Source organism: Microbacterium sp. EF45047 (assembly GCF_028472845.1).
Lineage (GTDB): Bacteria > Actinomycetota > Actinomycetes > Actinomycetales > Microbacteriaceae > Microbacterium > Microbacterium neungamense.
Window position 1 is genome coordinate 595,909 of the sequence record NZ_CP069429.1, and the last position, 20,998, is coordinate 616,906.

At 73.1% G+C, this 20,998-nt stretch carries 18 protein-coding genes and 1 pseudogene; 5 read left to right on the top strand and 14 right to left on the bottom strand.

Annotation, left to right across the window (positions count from 1 at the left end):
- Positions 1 to 50 precede the first annotated feature (50 nt).
- Genes paaE through paaA form a run of 5 tightly spaced genes read right to left on the bottom strand, consistent with a single transcriptional unit; the run spans position 51 to position 3,853 of the window.
- On the bottom strand, positions 51 to 1,220 hold the full coding sequence (paaE, locus tag JRG78_RS02855) for a 1,2-phenylacetyl-CoA epoxidase subunit PaaE (protein WP_259607497.1): 1,170 nt from the start codon (positions 1,218 to 1,220) through the stop codon (positions 51 to 53).
- Positions 1,220 to 1,744 carry a 1,2-phenylacetyl-CoA epoxidase subunit PaaD gene (paaD, locus tag JRG78_RS02860; protein ID WP_259607499.1) on the bottom strand — a complete coding sequence of 175 codons (525 nt, stop codon included), beginning with the start codon at positions 1,742 to 1,744 and terminating at the stop codon, positions 1,220 to 1,222. The genes paaE and paaD overlap by 1 nt, the downstream gene beginning before the upstream one ends.
- Positions 1,738 to 2,598 carry a 1,2-phenylacetyl-CoA epoxidase subunit PaaC gene (gene paaC / locus JRG78_RS02865; RefSeq protein WP_259607501.1) on the bottom strand — a complete coding sequence of 287 codons (861 nt, stop codon included), beginning with the start codon at positions 2,596 to 2,598 and terminating at the stop codon, positions 1,738 to 1,740. The genes paaD and paaC overlap by 7 nt, the downstream gene beginning before the upstream one ends.
- Complete coding sequence (paaB, locus tag JRG78_RS02870; protein ID WP_259607502.1) at positions 2,595 to 2,882, bottom strand: 1,2-phenylacetyl-CoA epoxidase subunit PaaB; 288 nt, start codon at positions 2,880 to 2,882, stop codon at positions 2,595 to 2,597. Before paaB ends, paaC begins: the two co-directional genes overlap by 4 nt.
- Positions 2,882 to 3,853, bottom strand: coding sequence for a 1,2-phenylacetyl-CoA epoxidase subunit PaaA (gene paaA, locus JRG78_RS02875; protein ID WP_259607503.1), 972 nt, complete (start codon positions 3,851 to 3,853; stop codon positions 2,882 to 2,884). Before paaA ends, paaB begins: the two co-directional genes overlap by 1 nt.
- Positions 3,854 to 3,995: 142 nt before the next feature.
- Here paaA and paaI point away from each other — a divergent pair, with 142 nt between their 5' ends.
- A complete protein-coding gene (paaI, locus tag JRG78_RS02880) occupies positions 3,996 to 4,418 on the top strand; it encodes a hydroxyphenylacetyl-CoA thioesterase PaaI (protein ID WP_259607504.1) in 423 nt (140 codons plus the stop codon).
- Positions 4,419 to 4,451: 33 nt separating this feature from the next.
- Here the strand turns inward: paaI and JRG78_RS02885 are convergent, their stop codons facing one another.
- The gene (locus tag JRG78_RS02885) at positions 4,452 to 4,871 is read right to left on the bottom strand and encodes a pilus assembly protein CpaE (RefSeq protein WP_259607506.1); all 420 of its coding nucleotides are present in this window, start codon (positions 4,869 to 4,871) and stop codon (positions 4,452 to 4,454) included.
- Positions 4,872 to 4,996: 125 nt separating this feature from the next.
- Here JRG78_RS02885 and dhaK point away from each other — a divergent pair, with 125 nt between their 5' ends.
- From dhaK to ptsP, 3 genes are all read left to right on the top strand, one after another.
- Complete coding sequence (dhaK, locus tag JRG78_RS02890) at positions 4,997 to 5,992, top strand: dihydroxyacetone kinase subunit DhaK (RefSeq protein ID WP_259607508.1); 996 nt, start codon at positions 4,997 to 4,999, stop codon at positions 5,990 to 5,992.
- Between the two features lie 64 nt (positions 5,993 to 6,056).
- Positions 6,057 to 6,698, top strand: a complete 642-nt coding sequence (gene dhaL, locus JRG78_RS02895; RefSeq protein ID WP_259607510.1) for a dihydroxyacetone kinase subunit DhaL — start codon at positions 6,057 to 6,059, stop codon at positions 6,696 to 6,698.
- Positions 6,695 to 9,241, top strand: a complete 2,547-nt coding sequence (gene ptsP, locus JRG78_RS02900; RefSeq protein WP_272653592.1) for a phosphoenolpyruvate--protein phosphotransferase — start codon at positions 6,695 to 6,697, stop codon at positions 9,239 to 9,241. The genes dhaL and ptsP overlap by 4 nt, the downstream gene beginning before the upstream one ends.
- Positions 9,242 to 9,264: 23 nt before the next feature.
- Here the strand turns inward: ptsP and paaK are convergent.
- From paaK to JRG78_RS02925, 5 genes and pseudogenes are all read right to left on the bottom strand, one after another.
- Positions 9,265 to 10,551: pseudogene (gene paaK / locus JRG78_RS02905) on the bottom strand (phenylacetate--CoA ligase PaaK); the annotation flags it as partial.
- Positions 10,552 to 10,602: 51 nt separating this feature from the next.
- Positions 10,603 to 12,714 (bottom strand): phenylacetic acid degradation bifunctional protein PaaZ, encoded by a 2,112-nt coding sequence (gene paaZ, locus JRG78_RS02910; RefSeq protein ID WP_259607514.1) that lies wholly within the window; start codon positions 12,712 to 12,714, stop codon positions 10,603 to 10,605.
- Entirely contained in the window at positions 12,711 to 13,577 is an 867-nt protein-coding gene (locus JRG78_RS02915; protein ID WP_259607516.1) for a 3-hydroxyacyl-CoA dehydrogenase family protein, read from the bottom strand. Before JRG78_RS02915 ends, paaZ begins: the two co-directional genes overlap by 4 nt.
- Complete coding sequence (locus JRG78_RS02920; protein ID WP_259607517.1) at positions 13,574 to 14,314, bottom strand: enoyl-CoA hydratase/isomerase family protein; 741 nt, start codon at positions 14,312 to 14,314, stop codon at positions 13,574 to 13,576. The genes JRG78_RS02915 and JRG78_RS02920 overlap by 4 nt, the downstream gene beginning before the upstream one ends.
- Positions 14,311 to 15,498, bottom strand: a complete 1,188-nt coding sequence (locus JRG78_RS02925; RefSeq protein WP_259607519.1) for a thiolase family protein — start codon at positions 15,496 to 15,498, stop codon at positions 14,311 to 14,313. The genes JRG78_RS02920 and JRG78_RS02925 overlap by 4 nt, the downstream gene beginning before the upstream one ends.
- 203 nt (positions 15,499 to 15,701) lie before the next feature.
- On the opposite strand from JRG78_RS02925, the gene JRG78_RS02930 reads away from it, so the two are divergent.
- The gene (locus JRG78_RS02930; protein WP_272653593.1) at positions 15,702 to 17,039 is read left to right on the top strand and encodes an MFS transporter; all 1,338 of its coding nucleotides are present in this window, start codon (positions 15,702 to 15,704) and stop codon (positions 17,037 to 17,039) included.
- Positions 17,040 to 17,202: 163 nt separating this feature from the next.
- On the opposite strand, the gene JRG78_RS02935 is transcribed toward JRG78_RS02930, so the two are convergent.
- From JRG78_RS02935 to pdhA, 3 genes are read right to left on the bottom strand one after another with little or no spacing between them, the layout of a single operon-like run.
- Positions 17,203 to 18,756 carry a dihydrolipoamide acetyltransferase family protein gene (locus tag JRG78_RS02935; protein ID WP_259607522.1) on the bottom strand — a complete coding sequence of 518 codons (1,554 nt, stop codon included), beginning with the start codon at positions 18,754 to 18,756 and terminating at the stop codon, positions 17,203 to 17,205.
- Positions 18,756 to 19,787 carry an alpha-ketoacid dehydrogenase subunit beta gene (locus JRG78_RS02940; protein ID WP_259607524.1) on the bottom strand — a complete coding sequence of 344 codons (1,032 nt, stop codon included), beginning with the start codon at positions 19,785 to 19,787 and terminating at the stop codon, positions 18,756 to 18,758. Before JRG78_RS02940 ends, JRG78_RS02935 begins: the two co-directional genes overlap by 1 nt.
- Positions 19,784 to 20,887, bottom strand: a complete 1,104-nt coding sequence (gene pdhA / locus JRG78_RS02945) for a pyruvate dehydrogenase (acetyl-transferring) E1 component subunit alpha (RefSeq protein WP_259607526.1) — start codon at positions 20,885 to 20,887, stop codon at positions 19,784 to 19,786. Before pdhA ends, JRG78_RS02940 begins: the two co-directional genes overlap by 4 nt.
- Positions 20,888 to 20,998: the final 111 nt, after the last annotated feature.

Below are 20,998 nucleotides of genomic sequence, written 5' to 3' on the forward strand. Positions count from 1 at the left end.
GACGGGCTCAGGGACCCTTCGACGGGCTCGCCAGGGCCCGAGCCCTCGTGTCACACGTCGTAGTCCACCACGAGGCGGTCGGTGGTGGGGTGCGATTGGCAGGTGAGCACGTACCCGCGCTCGATCTCGTCGGGCTCGAGGGCGTAGTTCTCGGTCATCGTCACGCTGCCCTCCAGCACGCGCGCACGGCACGTGCCGCATACCCCGCCCGAGCAGGCGAACGGGGCATCCGGCCGCACCCGCAGCGCGGCGTTCAGCACCGACTCGTGCGCATCGACCGGGCTCTCCACGGTGGAGGAGACACCGTCCAGGCGGATCTCGATGCGGTGCGTCTTCTCGCCCTGGCGCACCTGCACCGGGCGCGGACCGCGCTCGGCCGGGGCGTCGCCGGTGGTGAACAGCTCGAAGCGGATGTGCTCCCGCGGTACCCCGAAGTCGGCCAGCACCTCCCGGCACAGGTCGACGAGCGCGAACGGCCCGCACAGGAACCACTCGTCCACGGTCGACGGCAGGATCAGGGTGCGCAGGATCGTGCGTAGCTTCTCATCGTCGATCCGTCCCGACAGCACCGGCGCCGTGCGCTGCTCGCGGGACAGCACGTGGTGCAGCACGAGCCGCGTCGGATACCGGTCCTTGAGCTCGGCGAGGTCCTCCAGGAACATCACGTCGCTGGTCGACCGGTTCGTGTACAGCAGCGTGAACCGGGTGGTGTCGGATGCCGCGAGCAGGTCGTGCGCCAGCGACATCAGCGGCGTGATGCCGGACCCGGCCGCGATGCCGGCCACGTGCGCGCCGTCGAGCTCCTGCAGGCCGGAGGTGAACGTCCCCTGCGGGCTCATCACGTCGATCCGGAACCCCGGGGTCAGCTCGGTCTGCGCCCAGGTCGAGAACAGCCCGCCCTCGTCGCGCTTGACGGCGACGCTGAGCGTGGTGCTCTCGCCCTCGGCCGCCGGGGCGGGCGGGCGGCACAGCGAGTACGACCGGCGCACCTCCGCCCCCTCCAGGTGCACGCGCAGCGCGACGTACTGGCCGGGCAGGTAGTGGTACTCGTCCACGAGCTCCGGCGGCACCGTGAACGTCACCTCGATGGCGTCGTCGGTCAGGCGGCGCACGTCCGAGACGGTGAGGGTGTGGAAGCGGGCGCGATGGCGCTCCTCGCGCGCCGGCAGACGGGGCGGCCGCGCCGGCGCCGAGGCGGGCACGCGGAACAGCGTCGTCATCAGATCACCTTGAAGTGGTCGAACGGCTCCAGGCACGCCCGGCACTCGTAGAGCGCCTTGCACGAGGTGGAGCCGAAGCGGGACACCTCCCGCGTGTCCAGCGACCCGCAGCGCGGGCAGCGCACGCTCAGCGCCAGGCGGATCGGGCCCTGCCGGTGCGCGGCCCGCCCGGTCGGCGGCGCGATGCCGTACTCGGTGAGCTTGCGCCTGCCCTCCTCGCTCATCCAGTCGGTGGTCCAGGCGGGGGACAGCACGAGCCGCACCTCGACGTCGCCGAACCCGGCAGCGGTGAGCGCCAGCACGATGTCGTCGCGGATCGCGTCCATCGCCGGGCATCCGCTGTACGTCGGCGTGATGTCGACCCGCACGTGCTCTCGGCCCTCGCGCTCGGTGACCTCGACCTCGCGGAGGACGCCGAGATCCTCGATGGTGAGGACCGGCACTTCGGGGTCGAGGACGGATGCCGCGATGCGGCGCGCCTCCTGCGCCCGCGCGGTCCGGTGGGGAGCGTGCTGCGTCACCATGTCGCCCCCGGATGCCGTCGGGCGAGCACCTGCATCTCGGCGAGCAGATGCCCGAACGGGGTGGCGTGCGACCCGCGCCGGCCGCCGGCCGAGGACGCCGGGCCGGCGGGAGCCTCCAGGCCCGCCTCGGCGAACACGGTCTCCACGACGGCGTCGAAGCCGGAGCGCAGCGAGGAGGGTCGCACCGCGACGCCCTCCAGCCGGTCGATGAGCGGCTCGTCGCGGAACAGCTCGTCCACGTAGGGCCACACGTCGCCGAGGGCGCGGATGATCCGGCGCCGGGACTCGTCGGTGCCGCCGGCGAGGCGGAGCACCCACTGCACGGCGTGGTCGCGATGGTAGTCGACCTCCTTCACCGCCTTCGCGGCGATGGCGGCGAAGGTCGCATCGGTGGAGGAGCGCAGCGAGGAGTACAGCTCGTACATGTACGCGGATGCCGCGAACTGCCGCGCGATGGTCTGCGCGAAGTCGCCGTTGGGCTGTTCGACCAGCCAGCTGCTGCGGAACTCCGGCTCGTCGCGGAAGTAGGCCAGGTCGTCCTCGCTGCGCCCGTCCCAGGAGCCGGCGTAGCGCAGCAGGGAGCGGGCGTGCCCGAGCAGGTCGAGGGCGATGTTGGCGAGCGCGACGTCCTCCTCGAGCTCGGGGGCCCGGGAGATCCAGGCGCCGAGCTGCTGCGACAGGATGAGCGCGTCGTCGCCGAGCCAGAGCGCGTACTCGGCGACGTCCGCCGAGGGGGCGCGGCCGCCGGCGCCGGCGAGCTCCTCGGCGAGCCGGAGCTCGTCGACGGAGACGTGGACGTCGTGCGGGGACGCTTCGACAGGCTCGGCGTCCGGGGTGCGGCGGGGCGTGCTCACAGGTGCGGCACCCCCTCGGACGCGGTGTAGTACACGGCGTGCCGGTAGTTCTTGCCCGCCGGGCTCTCGAAGAACGCGTCCTTGGCATCCGGATCGCTCGTCGTGATGGCATCCGCCGGCACCACCCAGATCGAGACGCCCTCGCCGCGCCGGGTGTACAGGTCGCGGGCGTTGCGCACCGCCATCGCGGCATCCGGGGCGTGCAGCGAACCGACGTGCACGTGGCTGAGCCCGCGGTTCGCGCGGACGAAGACCTCCCACAGCGGCCAGGTGTCCTCGAGCATCACGCCACCTCCGCGCGCAGCGACTGCTTCCGCGCGTACTCGGCGGCGGCCTCACGCACCCAGGCGCCCTCCTCGTGCGCGCTGCGCCGGCGCTCCAGCCGCTCCGCGTTGCACGGGCCATTGCCGCGCAGCACCTCGTAGAACTCGTCCCAGTCGATCTCGCCCATGTGCCAGCGGCCGGCCTCCTCGTCCCAGCGCAGCTCCGGGTCCGGCAGCGTGACCCCGAGGATCTCCGCCTGCGGCACCAGCATCCCGACGAAGCGCTGACGCAGCTCGTCGTTCGAGAACCGCTTGATCTTCCACGCCATGGACTGGGCGGAGTTGGGGGACTGGTCGTCCGGCGGGCCGAACATCGCCAGGCTCGGCCAGTACCACCGGTTCACGGCGTCCTGCGCCATCTCGCGCTGCTCGTCGGTGCCCTGCATCAGCGTGAGCAGGATCTCGAAGCCCTGCCGCTGATGGAACGACTCCTCCTTGCAGATGCGCACCATCGCACGCCCGTACGGACCGTACGAGGCGCGGCAGAGCGGCACCTGGTTGCAGATCGCGGCGCCGTCCACGAGCCAGCCGATCGCGCCCATGTCCGCCCAGGTCGGGGTGGGGTAGTTGAAGATCGAGGAGTACTTCGCCTTGCCGGCGAGGAGCTGCTGCATCATCTCCTCGCGGCTGATGCCGAGCGTCTGGGCGGCGGAATAGAGGTACAGCCCGTGGCCGGCCTCGTCCTGAACCTTCGCCATCAGGATCGCCTTGCGCTTCAGGCTGGGAGCGCGGGTGATCCAGTTGCCCTCCGGCTGCATCCCGATGATCTCGGAATGCGCGTGCTGGGAGATCTGCCGGATCAGCGTCTTGCGGTACGCGTCGGGCATCCAGTCGCGCGGCTCGATGCGCTGCTCGTGCGCGATGAGCTCGTCGAAACGAGCCTGGGCGTCCGGCTCATCGGCCACGAGCGTGAGGTCTGCGGGGCTCGTCATCGTCGACTCCTCGAATCGGGACTTCTTTACTAACCGATCGTTAGGTTATTCTTGCACACATCCGCCGAGGACGCACGAGCATCACACACGGGGCGATGCGGCGCTCGGCTCGACGCACGGGAGACGCACGGGAGGTGTGCCGATGGACGGTCGTTCCGCCGATATCGGGACGGAGGCGCCGGAGCTGCGGCCCATGCTGCGCGCCGACCGGGCATCCGCCGCGCTCGGCATGGTCGTGGAGCTGGACGAGCCCGGCCGCGCCGTGGTGTCGATGACCGTCCGCGAGGACATGCTGAACGGCTTCGGGATCACGCACGGCGGTCTCGTCTTCACCCTCGCCGACACCGCCTTCGCGATCGCCTGCAACGAGGACGACCGCATCACCGTGGCGCAGGGCGCGGACATCGCCTTCCTCGCCTCGACGACGGCCGGGCAGCGGCTGACGGCCACGGCGGAGCGGCGGATGCGGCGGGGCCGGACCGGGCTCTACGACATCCGCGTGGTCGACGAGACCGGGCAGATCGTGGCCGAGGTGCGCGGCCGCTCCTTCACCACCGACCGCTGAGACGCCGCGCCCGTCCGCGGGTCCGGCCGCGGGTCACTGCGCGCGGCGGAGCAGAGCGAGCAGGGCGAGGCCGTACGCCTCGGCGGGGTCCGGATGCTCGAAGCGGAGGTCGTCGCCCAGGACCTCGATCTCGACGACGAAGGAGTCGCGGAGCCTGCGCAGCGCCCGGAACGTGCCGCCCAGCAGCCGGCGCAGCTGCTCCTCCTGAGGCAGCCACACCGCGTCGGCCAGCGTGACCGAGTCCAGGGCCCACTCCGTCGTGCCGTTGAAGGCGAGGATGGTGCCGGTCGGGGTCCGGCGGGCCTCGATCGTCATCTCGCTGACTGTGAAGACGTCGGCCTCCACCTCCAGCTCGACCTCGTCCGGCAGGTCGAGCTGGAACCGGTCGCCGGGGGCGGGATGCCACACGAGGCCGGCATCCCGCAGCTGGAGGGCGAGCTCGCGTGTGATCATCCTTCCACGGTAGAGCGCGGCGGGCCGCGGCGGGCGGATCGCGGTCCCTGTTGACATCGTCCGCGGCGCGGACCATGTTCGACAGGGGGACGGTCCGTCGCCCTGTCATCGAAGGAGATCGACCCATGAAGAAGCTCATCAACGCCCCCGAGGACGTGCTCGTAGAGTCGCTGCGCGGGGTGAGCCTGGCGCATCCCGAGCTGTCCGTCGACCTCGAGACGCACGTGATCACCCGCGCCACGCCGAAGGACGAGGGCAAGGTCGCCGTGGTCTCGGGCGGCGGCTCCGGGCACGAGCCGCTGCACGGCGGCTACGTCGGGTACGGGATGCTCGATGCCGCCGTGGCCGGCCAGGTGTTCACCTCGCCGACGCCCGACCGCGTCCAGGCGGCCACCAAGGCCGTCGACCGCGGCGCGGGTGTGCTGCACATCGTCAAGAACTACACCGGCGACGTGATGAACTTCGAGATGGCCGCCGAGCTCGCCGCGATGGACGGCATCGAGGTGGGCACGGTGGTCGTGGACGACGATGTCGCCGTGCAGGATTCGCTGTACACCGCAGGCCGTCGCGGCGTCGGGCTCACCGTGCTGCTGGAGAAGCTCGTCGGCGCCGCCGCGGAGGAGGGCCGCGACCTGGCATCCGTCGTCGAACTCGCGAAGCGCATCAACGGGCAGGGCCGCTCGATGGGCATGGCCCTGACCAGCTGCACCGTCCCCGCCGCCGGCAAGCCGACCTTCGACCTGCCCGAGGATCAGATGGAGATCGGCATCGGCATCCACGGCGAACCCGGACGTCACCGCGAGCCGCTCGCCCCGGCGCACGAGATCGCGCAGAAGCTCGTCGACCCGATCCTCGGCGACCTGGACGCCGCCGGAGCTCCTGCGATCGTGATGCTGAACGGCATGGGCGGCTCGCCGCTGATCGAGCTGTACCTGATGTACGGCGAGGTGGCCGCGCTGCTCGAGAACGCCGGGGTGCGGATCGCCCGGAACCTGGTGGGGAACTACATCACCTCGCTCGACATGGCCGGCTGCTCGCTCACCGTGCTCAAGGCGGACGACGAGCTGCTGAGGCTGTGGGACGCGCCGGTGCGCACGCCGGGCCTGCGCTGGGGCCTGTGACCTGGCCCGCGCGGCATCTCTCCGACCCATCCGCTGAGACGACCCGCCGAGAAGGAGCACCGACATGACCGACACCCTCGACACCGCCGCGCTCGCCGACTGGATCCGCCGCTTCCGCGACACCGTCACCGAGAAGCGGGACTGGCTCACCGAGCTGGACTCCGCGATCGGCGACGCCGACCACGGCGCGAACCTGGCCAGGGGCATGGCCGCGGCCGCCGAGAAGCTCGACGCCGGAACGCCGGGGGCCATCGACGAGCTGCTGAAGACCGTCGGGATGACCCTGGTGAGCTCGGTCGGCGGCGCGAGCGGACCGCTGTACGGCACGTTCTTCCTGCGCGCGGGAACGACTGCGGGCGGCGTGGGCGAGCTGGACGCCGCCGCGCTCGCGGTCGCGCTGCGGGCCGGCTTGGACGGCGTCATCGCCCGCGGCAAGGCCGAGCCGGGCGACAAGACGATGGTCGACGCCATGGCGCCCGCCCTGGACGCGCTCGACGCCGCGATCGGCGAGGGCGCCGGCCTGAAGGAGGCGGCGCTCGCGGCGGCCGATGCCGCGGCATCCGGACGGGATGCGACCGAGCCGCTGGTGGCGCGGAAGGGCCGCGCCAGCTACCTCGGGGACCGCAGCGTCGGTCACCTCGACCCCGGCGCGGCGTCCACCGCGCTGCTGTTCCGGACGCTCGCCGACGCCGCCGCCGCGCGATGATCGGCATCGTCGCCGTCTCGCACAGCGCGGGGCTCGCGGAGGCGGCGCGCGAGCTCGCCCTGCAGATGGTCCCCGGCGACGGTGCCCCGCTGCGGGTGGCGGCGGGGGCGGGGACGGATGCCGACGGCCGCCCGATCCTGGGCACGGACGCCGTGCTCGTCGCCGCTGCGATCGACGAGCTGGCGGCGCGGTGCGACGGCGTGCTGGTGCTGATGGACCTCGGGTCGGCGGTGATGAGCGCCGAGCTCGCCCTGGAGCTGCGCAGCAGCGACGTGCCGGTGCGGCTGGTGCCGGCGCCGTTCGTGGAGGGGATGCTCGCCGCGGCCGTGTCCGCGTCGGCGGGCGCACCGCTCGAGGCGGTCGCCGCGGAGGCCGAGGCGGCACTGCAGGCGAAGGCCGCCCATCTCGGGGAGGACATCGCGGCGGCATCCGGCTCGGCGGGCGCCTCGATCGCCGCGCCGGCAGGGCCCGAGACCGTGCGGGTGGTCCGGGTGCGCAACGCGCTCGGCATCCACGCCCGCCCGGCCGCGCTCATCGCCGAGGCCGCCGGCAGCGCCGACGTGCGCCTGCGACGACTGCCCGCGGGCCCGGAGGCGGGGGCGGCGAGCCTGTCCCGCCTGCTGGCGCTCGGGGCGCGCGCCGGGGACGAGGTCCAGGTGCGCGGCTCGGGGGCGGGTGCCGACGCGGCGGTGGAGCGCATCGCCGCGCTGTTCGCCGACGGGTTCGGCGAGGAGATCGCGGCGGGGGCCGGCGGGGAGGGCAGCGGAACGCGTGCGAGGCCCGGGCCGGATCGCGACGTCACCCGCGCGCGGCAGATCCCGGCATCCGCCGCGCCGATCGATGACGCGGATGCCGGAGAGAGCCCCGCGCCCGATGATGGCGCCGCCCTGCCACCCGGAACCGTGCTGCGCGGTCGCGGCGTGAGCCCCGGGGTCGCCGCCGCCCCCGTGGCGCATCCGTCCCCGGCGATCGCCGAGCCGGAGCCGGCCGATCCGCTCCTCGCCGCAGAGCGCGAGGCGGAGGCCGCCCGCATCGCCCCGGCGGCGGCCGCCGTGGCCGCCGGCTTCGCGGCACGCGCCGAGGCGGCCTCCGGCGAGACCCGCGCGATCCTGGACGCCACCCGGCTCCTCGCCGCCGACCCCGACCTCGTCGCCGATGCCGCCGCCCGGGTGCGCACGGAAGGCCTCTCCGCCGCACGTGCCGTGTGGGAGGCCGCGTCTGCACAGGCTGAGGCGCTCGTCGGGCTGGGCGGGCGGACGGCCGAGCGCGCCGCCGACGTGCGCGACATCCGGAACCGGATCGTCGCCGTGCTGCACGGGCGGGAGCCGGCCTCGGTGCCGGAGCGGGAGGCTCCGTTCGTGCTCGTCGCGACCGACCTGGCCCCGAGCGACACCGCCGCGCTGGCAGGGAGTGCCTGCGCCGCGCTGGTGACCGAGCAGGGCGGCCCGACCTCGCACACCGCGATCATCGCCCGTGCCCTCGGCCTGCCGGCGGTGGTCGCCGCGCCCGGAGCCGCCGGCATCCCGGACGGCACGCTCGTGCTCGTCGACGGCGAGACGGGAACGGTGACCATGGACCCGGCCGAGGACGAGCTCGCCGCGGCACGGGCCGCCGCGGACGCCCGCGCCTTCGACGGCGACGGGCGCCTCGCCGACGGCACACCGCTCCCGCTGCTGACGAACGTCGGCGGCCCGGCCGACGCGGTGCAGGCCGCCGGGGCGGCGGCGCAGGGGATCGGGCTGTTCCGCACGGAGTTCTGCTTCCTCGACCGGGCCGCCGCGCCGACGGTCGAGGAGCAGACGATCGCCTATCGCGGCGTGCTCACGCCGTTCGCGGGCAGGAAGGTCGTCGTCCGCACGCTCGATGCCGGCTCCGACAAGCCGCTGCCGTTCGCGACCCCGGAGCACGAGGAGAACCCGGCCCTCGGCCTGCGCGGACTGCGCGTCTCCTGGCGGAACCCCGCCCTGCTGCACGACCAGCTCCGCGCGCTCGCCCTGGCCGCCGCCGAGGAGCAGGCGCACGTCGAGGTGATGGCGCCCATGGTCGCCACCATCGAGGAGGCCCGGGACTTCACGGCCGCCGCGCGGGCCGCCGGGCTGGAACGGGTCGGGGTGATGATCGAGACGCCCGCCGCGGCGCTGATGGCGGAGGAGCTGCTCGAGGTCGTCGACTTCGTCAGCATCGGCACGAACGACCTGGCCCAGTACGCCATGGCCGCCGACCGGCAGCATCCCGCGCTCGGCGCGCTCAACGACCCCTGGCAGCCGGCCGTGCTGCGCCTCATCGCGACCATCGGCTCGGCCGGGCAGACGGCCGGCGCCCCGGTCGGCGTCTGCGGGGAGGCGGGAGGCGATCCGCGGCTCGCGCCCGTGCTCGTCGGCCTCGGCGCCACCAGCCTGTCGATGACGCCCCGCGCCCTCGGCCGCGTCGCCCGTGCGCTCGCGGCGGTCACGGCCGAGCAGTGCCGGGCCGCCGCGGACGCCGCGCTCGAGGCCGCGACCGCGGCGGACGCGCGCGCCGCCGCATCCGCCGTCCTGCGCTGAGCGACGCGCGGAGCCGGCTGCTGCCGCAGGTCGTACACCCGCTTGTACTTCCCCTCGCTGCGCGGCAGCGCGCCCGGCTCCTCGACGCGGACGGCGACGCTCGAGCCGATGTGCGTCTTGATGCGCTGCGCCAGCACGGTGGCCGCCGCCTCGCACACCTCGCGGTCCAGCGCCGGATGCCGCTCGATGCGCACCGTCATGGCATCCATCCGCCCCTCGCGGCTCAGCTCGATGACGAAGTGCGGGGTGAGCTGCTCGATGCCGAGCACCAGCTCCTCGATCTGGGTCGGGAAGATGTTCACCCCGCGCAGGATGATCATGTCGTCGTTGCGTCCCGTGATCTTCTCGATGCGCCGCATCGCCGGCCGCGCGGTGCCGGGCAGGAGGCGGGTGAGATCGCGTGTGCGGTAGCGGAGCACGGGGAAGGCCTCCTTGGTGAGCGAGGTGAACACCAGCTCGCCGAGCTCGCCGTCCGGCAGCGGCTCCCCGTCCTCGCCGATCACCTCCGGCAGGAAGTGGTCCTCCCAGATGTGCGGACCGTCCTTCGTCTGCACGCACTCGTTGCCCACGCCCGGGCCCATCACCTCGCTCAGCCCGTAGATGTCGACCGCGTCGATCGCCAGACGCCGCTCCAGTTCGGCGCGCATCTCGTTCGTCCAGGGCTCGGCGCCGAGCACGGCGACCTTGAGCGAGGTGGACGTCGGGTCGACGCCGGCGGCCTCCATCGCGTCCGCGATGGTGGGCAGGTAGCTGGGCGTGCACAGGATCGCGTCGGGCTGGAAGTCCTGGATCAGCTGCACCTGCCGCGCCGTCTGCCCGCCGGAGACCGGGATCACCGTCGCACCCAGCCGCTCGATGCCGGCGTGGGCGCCGAGACCGCCGGTGAACAGGCCGTACCCGTAGGCGTTGTGAACCTTCATGCCGGGACGGATGCCGGACGCGCGCAGCGACCGGGCGATCAGATCGGCCCAGTTGTCCAGGTCGCGCTGCGTGTAGCCGACCACGGTGGGCCGTCCGGTCGTGCCGGAGGATGCGTGGATGCGGCGCACCTGCGCCATCGGCACGGCGAACATGCCGAACGGGTAGCTGCGGCGCAGATCCTCCTTCGTGGTGAACGGCAGGCGGCGCACGTCGGCGAGCGAGCGGATGTCGTCGGGGGAGACCCCGGCCTCGTCGAGCACGCGGCGGTAGTGCGGGACGTTCTGGTACGCGTGTCGCACGGTCCACTGCAGCCGTTCCAGCTGCAGCGCCTCCAGCTCGGGGCGGCTCAGCCGCTCGGCGGGGTCGAGCTCGGCGGCGGTTCCGGTCATCGTCGACATCGGGGCTCCGGTTCGGTCGGGTATCAGGGGGTCATCGGCCTGTCAGGGGGTGGGGACGGGTTCGGACACCCGCTCCTTGCTGACCAGCGTCAGCACGTCGTACGTGGCGACGATCTCGTCGTCCTGGTTCTTGATCACCGCGTCCCACCGCACCTCGCCGTAGTCGTCGGTCTCGCGCGGGGTGATCTGCTTCGCCGTGAGCTCCACCCGGATCTCGTCGCCGGGTGACACCGGGGTGAGGAAGCGCAGGTTCTCCAGTCCGTAGTTGGCCAGCACCGGCCCCGGCTCGGGGTCCACGAACAGGCCCGCCGCCCAGGACACCAGCAGGTAGCCGTGCGCGACCCGGCCGGGGAAGAACGGGTTCGCGGCGGCCGCTTTCTCGTCCATGTGCGCGTAGAACGTGTCGCCGGTGAAGTGCGCGAAGGTCTCGATGTCCTCGAGGGTGACCTCGCGCGACGAGGAGACGATCTGATCGCCGATGCGCAGCTCGGCCAGCGACTTGCGGAAAGGATGCGTGCCCTCGGAACGCGCGGAGGCGCCCGGATGCCAGATGCCGGTGAGCGCGGTGAGCATCTCCGGCGACCCCTGCACTGCGGTGCGCTGCATGTGGTGCAGCACCGCGCGGATGCCGCCGAGCTCCTCGCCGCCGCCGGCGCGCCCCGGTCCGCCGTGCACCAGCGTGGGCAGCGGCGAGCCGTGCCCGGTGGAGGAGCGGGCGTCGTCGCGGTCGAGCAGCAGCATCCGGCCGTTGAAGGGGGCGATGCGGCGCGCCAGCTGCACCGCCTGCTCGGGGTCGTGCGTGGCCATGCTGGTGACCAGCGACCCGCCGCCGCGGGCGACGATGTCGGCGGCCTCCGCGATCGTGTCGTACGTGATCAGCGAGGACACCGGACCGAAGGCCTCGACGGTGTGCACGACGTCGGCCTCCGCGTCGTCGAAGCGGAGCAGGATGGGCGCCACGAAGGCACCCTCCGGCGCCGGGCCGGTGCTGCCGTCCGCACGTCGCACCTCGGGGGACGCGGTGGAGCCGATCACCATCCGCCCGCCGCCGGCGGTGAGCCGCTCCACCTGACGGAGCACCTCGTCGCGCTGGGCGGCCGAGGCGAGCGGGCCCATGGTCACCCCCTCGGCGCGCGGGTCGCCGAGCACGGTCTTCTCCTCCAGCCGCGCCCGGACCGCGTCGACGACCGCATCCGCGGTCGCCGCGGGCACCACGGCACGGCGGATCGCGGTGCACTTCTGGCCGGCCTTGCTGGTCATCTCGATCACGAGCTGGCGCACGTAGGCGTCGAACTCCGGCGTGCCGGGCACGGCGTCCGTGCCGAGCACGGACGCGTTGATCGAGTCGGTCTCCGCGGTGAAGCGGACCCCGCCGGTCTGCACCGCGGGGTGCGTGCGCAGGCTCTCCGCGGTGGAGGCGCTGCCGGTGAAGCCGACCAGGTCGCCTAGGCGCAGGTGGTCGAGCAGGGTCGGCGCGCTCCCGCTGATGAGCTGCACCGACCCGCTGGGCAGCAGCCCCGCGTCGACCAGGATCCGCACCATCGCCTCGGCGAGGTAGCCGGTGGGCGTGGCGGGCTTGATCACGGTGGGTACGCCGGCCAGGAACGCGGGCGCGAGCTTCTCCAGCGACCCCCACACCGGGAAGTTGAACGCGTTGATCTGCACCGCGACGCCGGGCAGCCGGGTGTACACGTGACGGCCCAGGAAAGACCCGTCCTTGGAGAGCGGCTCGACGGGCCCGTCGACGTACACGGTGCTGTTCGGCAGCTCCCGACGGCCCTTGCCCGAATAGGAGAACAGCACGCCGATGCCGCCGTCGATGTCGACCCACGAGTCCGTCTTCGTCGCCCCGGTGCGCGCGGACAGCGCGTAGAGCTCGTCCTTGCGCTCGGTGAGGGCGAGGGCGAACTGCTTGAGCAGCAGCGCGCGCTGGTGGAAGGTGAGCGCCCCCAGGCTCGCCTGCCCGACCGTGCGGGCGTACTCGAGCGCGCCGGCGATGTCGAGCCCGTCGGTGGAGACGCGCGCGATCACCTCGCCGGTCGACGCGTCGCGCACCTCGGTGGCGTGCGGTCCCTCTGCACCGGTGCCGGAGTCCGGCCGGAGGTCCGGGGTCCACCACTCGCCCTGGACGTAGCTGGGGAGGTAGTCGGTCATCTCTCGTCCTCGTTCCATTCGTAGAAGCCGTGTCCGGTCTTGCGGCCGAGCCTGCCCTCGGCGACCATGCGGCGCAGCAGGGCGGGCGGCTCGAATCGCGGGCCGAGCGCCGCGGCGAGCTCCTCGGCGATCCCCAGACGCACGTCCAGCCCGACCAGGTCGGTGGTGCGCAGCGGGCCGACCGGATGCCGGTAGCCGAGCGTCATCGCCGCGTCGATGTCCTCGGCGCTGGCGACGCCCTCCTCCAGCATCCGTATCGCCTCCAGGCCGAGCATCACGCCCAGTCGCGACGAGGCGAACCCGGGGGAGTCGCGCACCACGATCGCCGTCTTCCCGAGACCGGTCACCCAGCCCCGGGCCCCCTCGACGACGGCCGGGTCCGTGGCCGCCCCGCGGACGACCTCGACGAGCGCCGACGCCGGCACCGGGTTGAAGAAGTGCAGCCCCAGGAAGCGCTCGGGATGCCGCCGGGAAGCGGCCAGGTCGTCGATCGAGATCGACGAGGTGTTCGTGGCGAGCACCGCGTCGCCGCCCAGAGCCGCCTCCGCCCGGGCGAGCGCCTCCTCCTTCAGTCCCCGGTCCTCGGGCACGGCCTCGACGACGAGGGCGTGCCCGGCGAAGCCGCCGGCATCCGTCCCGGTGCTGAGGCGGTCCGCGATCACGTCCTCGGTCTCGGTGGCGTGTCCGCGCTCGACGGAGCGGCGGATGCTGTCGCGGATCCGCTCCCGCGCGGCATCCGCGCTCTGCCCGTCCCGCTCCACGACGTGCACGCGCGCGCCGGCGAGGAGGAACGCATGGGCGATGCCCGCGCCCATCCGGCCGCCGCCGAGGACGCCGACCCGGTCCGGCACCTGCAGGGTCATCGTCCGCTCCTCCGCTCCAGGAACTCCGTCATCCGGCGGTGCTTCTCGCCGGACTCGAACAGCTCGGCCTGCAGCTCCTTCTCGATGTCCGGATGCTCGTGCCGCGGGGCGCGCAGGGCCCGCTTGGTGTGCCGGGTGGCGAGCGGGTCGTTCGCGGCGACCCGGTCGGCGATCGCGTGCGCCGCGGCGAGCAGCTCGTCGGCCGGGTGGATCGCCGACACCAGCCCCCACGCGAGCGCCTCGTCGGCGTCGAGGATGCGGCCGGTGAGCAGCAGGTCGCTCGCGCGCGCCGCTCCGACGATCTCGGGCAGCCGCCAGGTCGCACCGGCCGCGGCGATGATGCCGAGCCCGGTCTCCGGATTCCCGATCCGCAGGGTCGGGGCGGCGATGCGGATGTCGGCCGCGTACGCCAGCTCCGCGCCCCCGCCGAGGGCGTATCCGGCCACCGCCGCGATCACCGGCATCGGCAGCTCGCTGATGCGGATGAAGGCGGTCGCGTTGATCGCGCGCCGGGCGTCCTCGGCCCGTCGCTTCCGCAGCTGGGCGATGTCGGCGCCGGAGGCGAACACCCCGCCGGAGCCGGTGAGGATCAGGGTGCGCGGCTCCTCCTCGAGCTCGGCGCACAGCGCGTGCAGCGCGTCGACGGTGTCCTGGTCGATCGCGTTGCGCTTCTCCGGCCGGTTCAGGGTCGCGACCACGCGGTCCGCGCCGCGCTCCACGAGCAGCGGGCCGGTCACGCCACCCGCTCCAGGATCATCGCGGTGCCCTGGCCGACGCCCACGCACATGGTGGCGAGGCCGAGACCGGCCTCCTCGCGCTCCATCCGGCCCATCAGGGTGACGACGATGCGGCATCCGCTCGAGCCGAGGGGATGCCCGAGCGCGATCGCCCCGCCGTCGCGGTTGACGATCTCGGGGTCCAGGCCGAGCCGGCGGATGGACGAGAGCGACTGGGTGGCGAACGCCTCGTTCAGCTCCACCGCGCCGAGGTCGGAGACCGACAGCCCGGCCCGGCGCAGGGCCCGCTCGGTGGCCGGAACCGGCCCGAGGCCCATGATCTCGGGGGCAAGAGCGGCCGAGGTGGAGGCGACGATCCGGGCGCGCGGGGTCAGGCCGTAGCGGCGCACGGCTTCCGCGCTCGCGACGACGACGGCGGATGCCCCGTCGTTGAGCGAGCTGGAGTTGCCGGCGGTGACCACCTCGCCGCCCGCGACCACCGGGCGCAGCGCCGCCAGCGCCTCCGCGCTGGTGTCCCGGCGCGGGCCTTCGTCGACGGTCACCTCGCCGGTGCGCGTGGGCACCGGCACGATCTCGGCGTCGAAGCGGCCGGCGTCGCGCGCCTCGACGGCGCGCTGGTGGCTGCGCAGCGCGAACGCGTCGGCATCAGCGCGCGAGATCCGGTCGCGACGAGCGACCTCCTCGGCGGTCTCCGGCATCGAGAACGTGGCCTTCTCGCGCGCGGCGATCCGCGGGTTGACGAACCGCCAGCCGATCGAGGTGTCGAAGGCCTCGCCCGGCTTCGCCCAGGACCGCTCCGGCTTCGCCTGCACCCACGGGGCGCGGGTCATCGACTCCACGCCGCCGGCGACCATCAGCTCGGCGTCGCCGGCGCGGATCGCCTGCGCCGCCATCGCGATCGCCGACATGCCCGAGGCGCACAGGCGGTTGACGGTGACGCCCGGCACCTCGTCGGGGAGTCCGGCGAGCAGCACGGCCATCCGGGCGACGTTGCGGTTGTCCTCGCCGGCTTGGTTCGCGGCGCCGAGGATCACCTCCTCCACGGCGTCGTCCGGCACCCCGGCGCCGTCGATGGCGGCGCGCACCACGAGGGCGGCGAGATCGTCGGGGCGCACGCTCGAGAGCGCCCCGCCGTACCGTCCGATCGGGGTGCGCACACCGCCGACGAGGAAGGCATCCGTCATATTCCATCTCCATCGCGTGGAACGGCGGGTCGATGCTGCGCATCTTTCCCTACCAATCGGTCAGTAAATCATGACAGGACGGCGGAGCGGTCGCAAGGCGCGGTGGCGAGCGCAACATCCCGGTGCGCGCGAGGGTGCGCACGATGTACCCCGCTGACACTGACTGAACGATCGGTCAGGATTACCCGGACAATGGAGTTCACATGGCGGATACAGCGATCCGACGTCGCGAGGAGCGCCGCGTCCTCGCGGGCACCCTCGTCGGCACGACCATCGAGTGGTACGACTTCTTCATCTACGCCCAGGCCGCCGGCCTCGTCTTCGGCGGGCTGTTCTTCGCCCCGCTGGGGCCGACCGGCGCGCAGATCGCCTCGTGGGCGTCGCTGGGCATCTCGTTCCTGTTCCGGCCGCTCGGCGCGGTGATCGCCGGTCACCTCGGCGACCGGCTCGGACGCAAGCGGATGCTGGTGCTGACCCTCATCCTGATGGGTCTGGCCACCTCGCTGATCGGCGTGCTGCCGACCTACGCGGACATCGGCGTCCTGGCCACCGTGATGCTCGTGCTGCTGCGCGTGCTGCAGGGCTTCTCGGCCGGCGGCGAGTGGGGCGGCGCCGCCCTGATGTCGGTGGAGCACGCGCCGGCCGGAAAGCGCGGCCTGTTCGGCGCCTACCCGCAGATCGGCGTGCCGATCGGCATGATCCTGGCCACGTTCACGATGTGGGTGCTGCGCTCCAGCATGACCGAGGAGGCCTTCCTGGCGTGGGGCTGGCGGCTGCCGTTCCTGTTCTCGATCGTGCTGATCGTCGTCGGGTACATCATCCGCCGCGCCGTCGAGGAATCCCCGATCTTCAAGGAGCTGCTCGAGCGCAAGCGCGAGTCCTCGGCGCCGCTGGCGACCCTGTTCCGGCACCACGGGCGCGAGGTGGTGCTCACAGCGCTGATCTTCATCGCCAACAACGCCGCCGGCTACCTGCTGATCGCGTTCTTCACGACCTACGTCTCCACCGTGGTGGGGATGCCGCAGCCGACGGCGCTGCTGATGACGACGCTGGCGTCGTTCGGATGGCTGATCTTCACGATGACCGGCGGCTGGCTGTCCGACCGGCTGGGCCGAGTGCGGACGTTCCAGATCGGCTACGGGCTGATCGCGGTGTGGGCGATCCCGATGTGGTTCCTCATCGACACCGGGAACGTCGGGCTGTACTTCATCGCGCTCTTCGTCCTCACGATCGGGCTGGGTCTCTCGTACGGTCCGCAGTCGGCGCTGTACGCGGAGATGTTCCCGGCGGACGTGCGCTACTCGGGCGTCTCGATCGGATACGCGCTGGGCGCGATCCTCGGCGGCGCCTTCGCACCGCTGATCGCACAGCTGCTCCTGCAGAACACCGGGACGTCGTGGTCGATCGGGGTGTACGTGCTGATCATCACGATCGTCTCGCTCGTGGCGGTGACGCTGGTGAAGGAGACGAAGGGTGTTCCGCTGGACACCCACAGCGTCGACGTGGTGGCCGCCCGCACGGCGGGCACGCGCACGCGCTGAGCGCGGCGGCCGGGCGGGCGCTGGTCCCGCCCGGCCGCCGCTCACGGGCCGGGGTCAGACGCCCCCATCGCTCCCGTCTGTTTGTGCCGTCCTGCTGCTTCCGGGGCCCTGAAGCGACAGAACGGCACCAGGGGATGCGCGGACCGCGGAGGGTGCGCGCCCGTCAGACGCGCCCGTAGGCGCGCAGCGGATGCTCGATGAGCTCGACGACCCGGCGCAGGAAGCCGGCGGCGTACCCGCCGTCGCACACGCGGTGGTCGAACACGAGCGAGAGCTGCGCGATCCGCCGCGGCACGATGGCGCCGTCGACGACCCAGGGGCGCTCGATCATCCTGCCCACGCCGAGGATCGCCACCTCGGGGTGGTTGATGATCGCCGCGGAGCCGTCGACACCGAAGGCGCCGTAGTTGTTGATGGTGAACGTGGAGCCGCGCAGGCGCTCGGGCGGCATGCCGCCGGCTCGGGCGGTCTCGGCGAGCTCGCGGAGCGCGGCGTCGAGCTCGTCGACCGTCAGCTCGTGCGCGCGCGGGATCACCGGCACCATCAGGCCGCGCGGCGTGTCCGCGGCGACGCCGAGGTTCACGCCGTCGAAGGTGACGATCTCCTGCCCGTCCTCGCTGAGCCGGGACGCCAGCAGGGGATGGTCGGCGAGGGCGAGGAGCACGAAGCGGGCGATCAGCGCGGTCAGCGACGGCGCCCGGCCGTCCGCGGCCAGCTCCGCGCGCAGCTCCCAGAGCCGCGTGGCGTCCACATCGACCCAGACCGTCGCCTCGGGGATCTCGGCGCGGCTGCGGCTGAACGTCGCGCTGGCCGCCTTGCGCAGCGGACTGAGGCGCTCACGGGCGCGGACCGACAGTCCCGCGACGGCGTCGCGTGTGCCCGCGGCGGTCCCGGATGCCGCAGATGCGGCGTCGGATGCGGAGGCGGCCGGGGCCCCGGAGGTGGCCGCGCCCGCGGACGCCGCGGCGACGCCGTCCACCGCGTGATCGACCGCCGCCCGCAGCACGTCGGCGCGCGTGATGGCGCCGTCCGGGCCGGTCGGCGTGATGGTGTGCACGTCCAGCCCGAGGTCCCGCGCCAGCCGGCGCACCAGCGGCGAGCGGACGGCCACGGGCCGGCGCGCCTCGCCGGGCCGTGGTGCGGCGGCCTGCGCCGCGGCATCCGACGTCTGGACGTCGGCACGTTCTGCGGATGCGTCCGGCGAGATCGTCCTGGATTCCTGCGGACGTCCTGACACCGCGGCGGGTGCGGCCTCGCGGGGCCGCCGGCGGCGCCCGCTCGTGGTGCGCTCGGAGGTGCCGTAGCCGATCAGGACGTTCCCCGAGCCGGCGCGCTCCTCGGTGCGGTAGGTCTCCTGCGCGGAAGCTGCGTGAGGCGCGGGCGTTTCGTCTCGCTCGGCTACGCCGCGCTCGCTCAACGGCCGGGGAAGGGAGCCCGGCTCGTTCAACGACGGGGAAGGGGCGGGGACGGCATCCGCCACCTCGAGCACCGGAGCGCCCACCGGGATCGTGTCACCGGGTTCGCCGTGTAGCGCGGTGACGACGCCGGAGAAGGGGGAGGGGAGTTCGACCACGCTCTTCGCGGTCTCCACCTCGGCGATCGCCTGATCGGTCCTGATCGTGTCGCCCACCTGCACCAGCCACTGCACCAGGCCCGCTTCGGTGAGCCCCTCGCCCAGGTCGGGCAGACGGAACACGTGCGACGTGAGGGTGCTCATCACTCGTCCTCCCAGTGCAGCGAGTCGATCGCGTCGAGGATGCGGTCGGCATCCGGCAGGTACCAGTGCTCGAGCTTCGGCGGCGCGTACGGGGTGTCGAACCCGGTGACGCGGCGCACCGGCGCCTCGAGGAACTCGAAGCAGCGCTCGAAGACGCGCGCCTGGATCTCGGAGGCGACGCTCGCGAACCCGGGAGCCTCGGCGACCACGACCGCCCGGCCCGTGGAGCGCACCGCGGCCGTGACCATGGCGTCGTCGAACGGGGTGAGGCTGCGGACGTCGACGACCTGCACGCTACGCCCCTCGCCGGCCGCGATCTCCGCGGCCTCGAGCGCGAGCGGCACGCAGGCGCCATAGGCGATCACGGTGACGTCGGTGCCGTCCCGCACGATGTGCGCGGTCCCGATCTCGGCCGTCCGCGAGGTGTCCACCTCGCCCTTGGACCAGTAGAGCTTCTTCGGCTCGAGGAAGACCACCGGGTCGGGAGAGGCGATCGCCGCGCGCAGCAGCGAGTACGCGTCCTGCGGCGTGGACGGGCACACCACGGTGAGGCCCGGCGTGTGCGCGTAGTAGGCCTCGGAGGAGTCGCAGTGGTGCTCGACGCCGCCGATGCCGCCGCCGAACGGGATGCGGATCACCATGGGCATCCGCATCGCCCCGCGCGTGCGGTTGCCGAGCTTGGCGACGTGGCTGACGATCTGCTCGAAGGCGGGGAAGGCGAAGGCGTCGAACTGCATCTCCACCACGGGCCGCATGCCGTTCATCGCCATGCCGACCGCCGTGCCCACGATGCCGGACTCGGCCAGCGGGGTGTCGAAGCAGCGGTCCTCGCCGAACCGCGCGGTGAGCCCGTCTGTGATGCGGAACACACCGCCGAGCGCCCCGACGTCCTCGCCGAAGACGACGACGTCGGGGTCCTCGGCGAGGGCGTCCGCGAGGGCGCGGTTGAGCGCCGCCGCCATCGTCATCGTCTGCACCGCCGGCTCGGCGTGGGCCGTGTCGAGGCGGATGTCGTCGTGTGCGAGCGTCATCGGTGGCCTCCTGCGTCGGCGAGGGAAGCCCGGTCGATCTCGTCGCGCAGCATCCGCCACTGCTCCTCGAGCTGCGGCGAGCGGGTCGCGGTGACGAACCGGAACAGGTCCTCGGGGTCGTGATCGGCGTCCGTGTTCAGCGCCGTGCGGAGCGCGGCCGCCACCTCTTCGGCCTCGGCGGCGATCCTCTCCTCGGCCGCGTCGTCGAGGAGCTGTCTGCCGGCGAGATGCGCGCGCAGCCGCAGCAGCGGGTCGCGGGCGGTCCAGGCCTGCACGTCCGTGCGATCGCGGTAGCGGGTGTCGTCGTCGGCGTTGGTGTGCGCCTGCATCCGGTACGTGTGCGCCTCGACGAGGGAGGGGCCCCCTCCGGTGCGGGCGCGGTCGACGGCCTCGCCGAGCACGGCGAGCACGGCGGCGACGTCGTTGCCGTCGACGCGCTCACCGGGCATCCCGTATCCGATCGCCTTGTGCGCGAGGGAGGGGGCCGCCGTCTGCCGGGACAGCGGCACGGAGATGGCGAACTCGTTGTTCTGCACGAAGAACACCACCGGCACGTGGAACACGGCGGCGAAGTTCATCGCCTCGTGGAAGTCGCCCTCGCTGGTGGCGCCGTCGCCGCACAGGGCCAGCACGGCGGTGTCCTCGCCGCGGTGCTTCGCCGCCTGCGCGAAGCCGACCGCGTGCAGGAGCTGCGTCGCGAGCGGGGTCGTCTGCGGGGCGACCCGGTGCGCGGTCGGATCGTAGCCGGAGTGCCAGTCGCCCTTCAGCAGCGTCATCGCCTCGGCCGGGCTCACCCCGCGCCCGATGATCGCGACGGCGTCGCGGTAGGTGGGGAACAGCCAGTCGCGGTCGCCGAGCACCAGCGCGGCGCCCACCTGGCACGCCTCCTGGCCGTGCGAGGACGGGTACACCGCCAGGCGGCCCTGGCGCACGAGGGCGCCGGCCTGGTCGTTGATCCGCCGTCCCTCGACGAGGCCGCGGTACGCCCGCAGCAGGGTGTCGTCATCCGGCATCCGGTAATGGTCGTCGGCGACGGCGGCGCCGGTCTCGTCGATGAGCCGCACCGGCGCGTCGCGCGGGAGCAGGTGCTCGTATCGCATCGTGTTCGCCCTCCTCGCCGAACCTGATGAGGAAAGCTTGACTCTCGGGCGCGCACTCGTCCAGAGGGTGGCTGGGAAATCTGGACGATTGCCATCGCATTGCGGCGATCC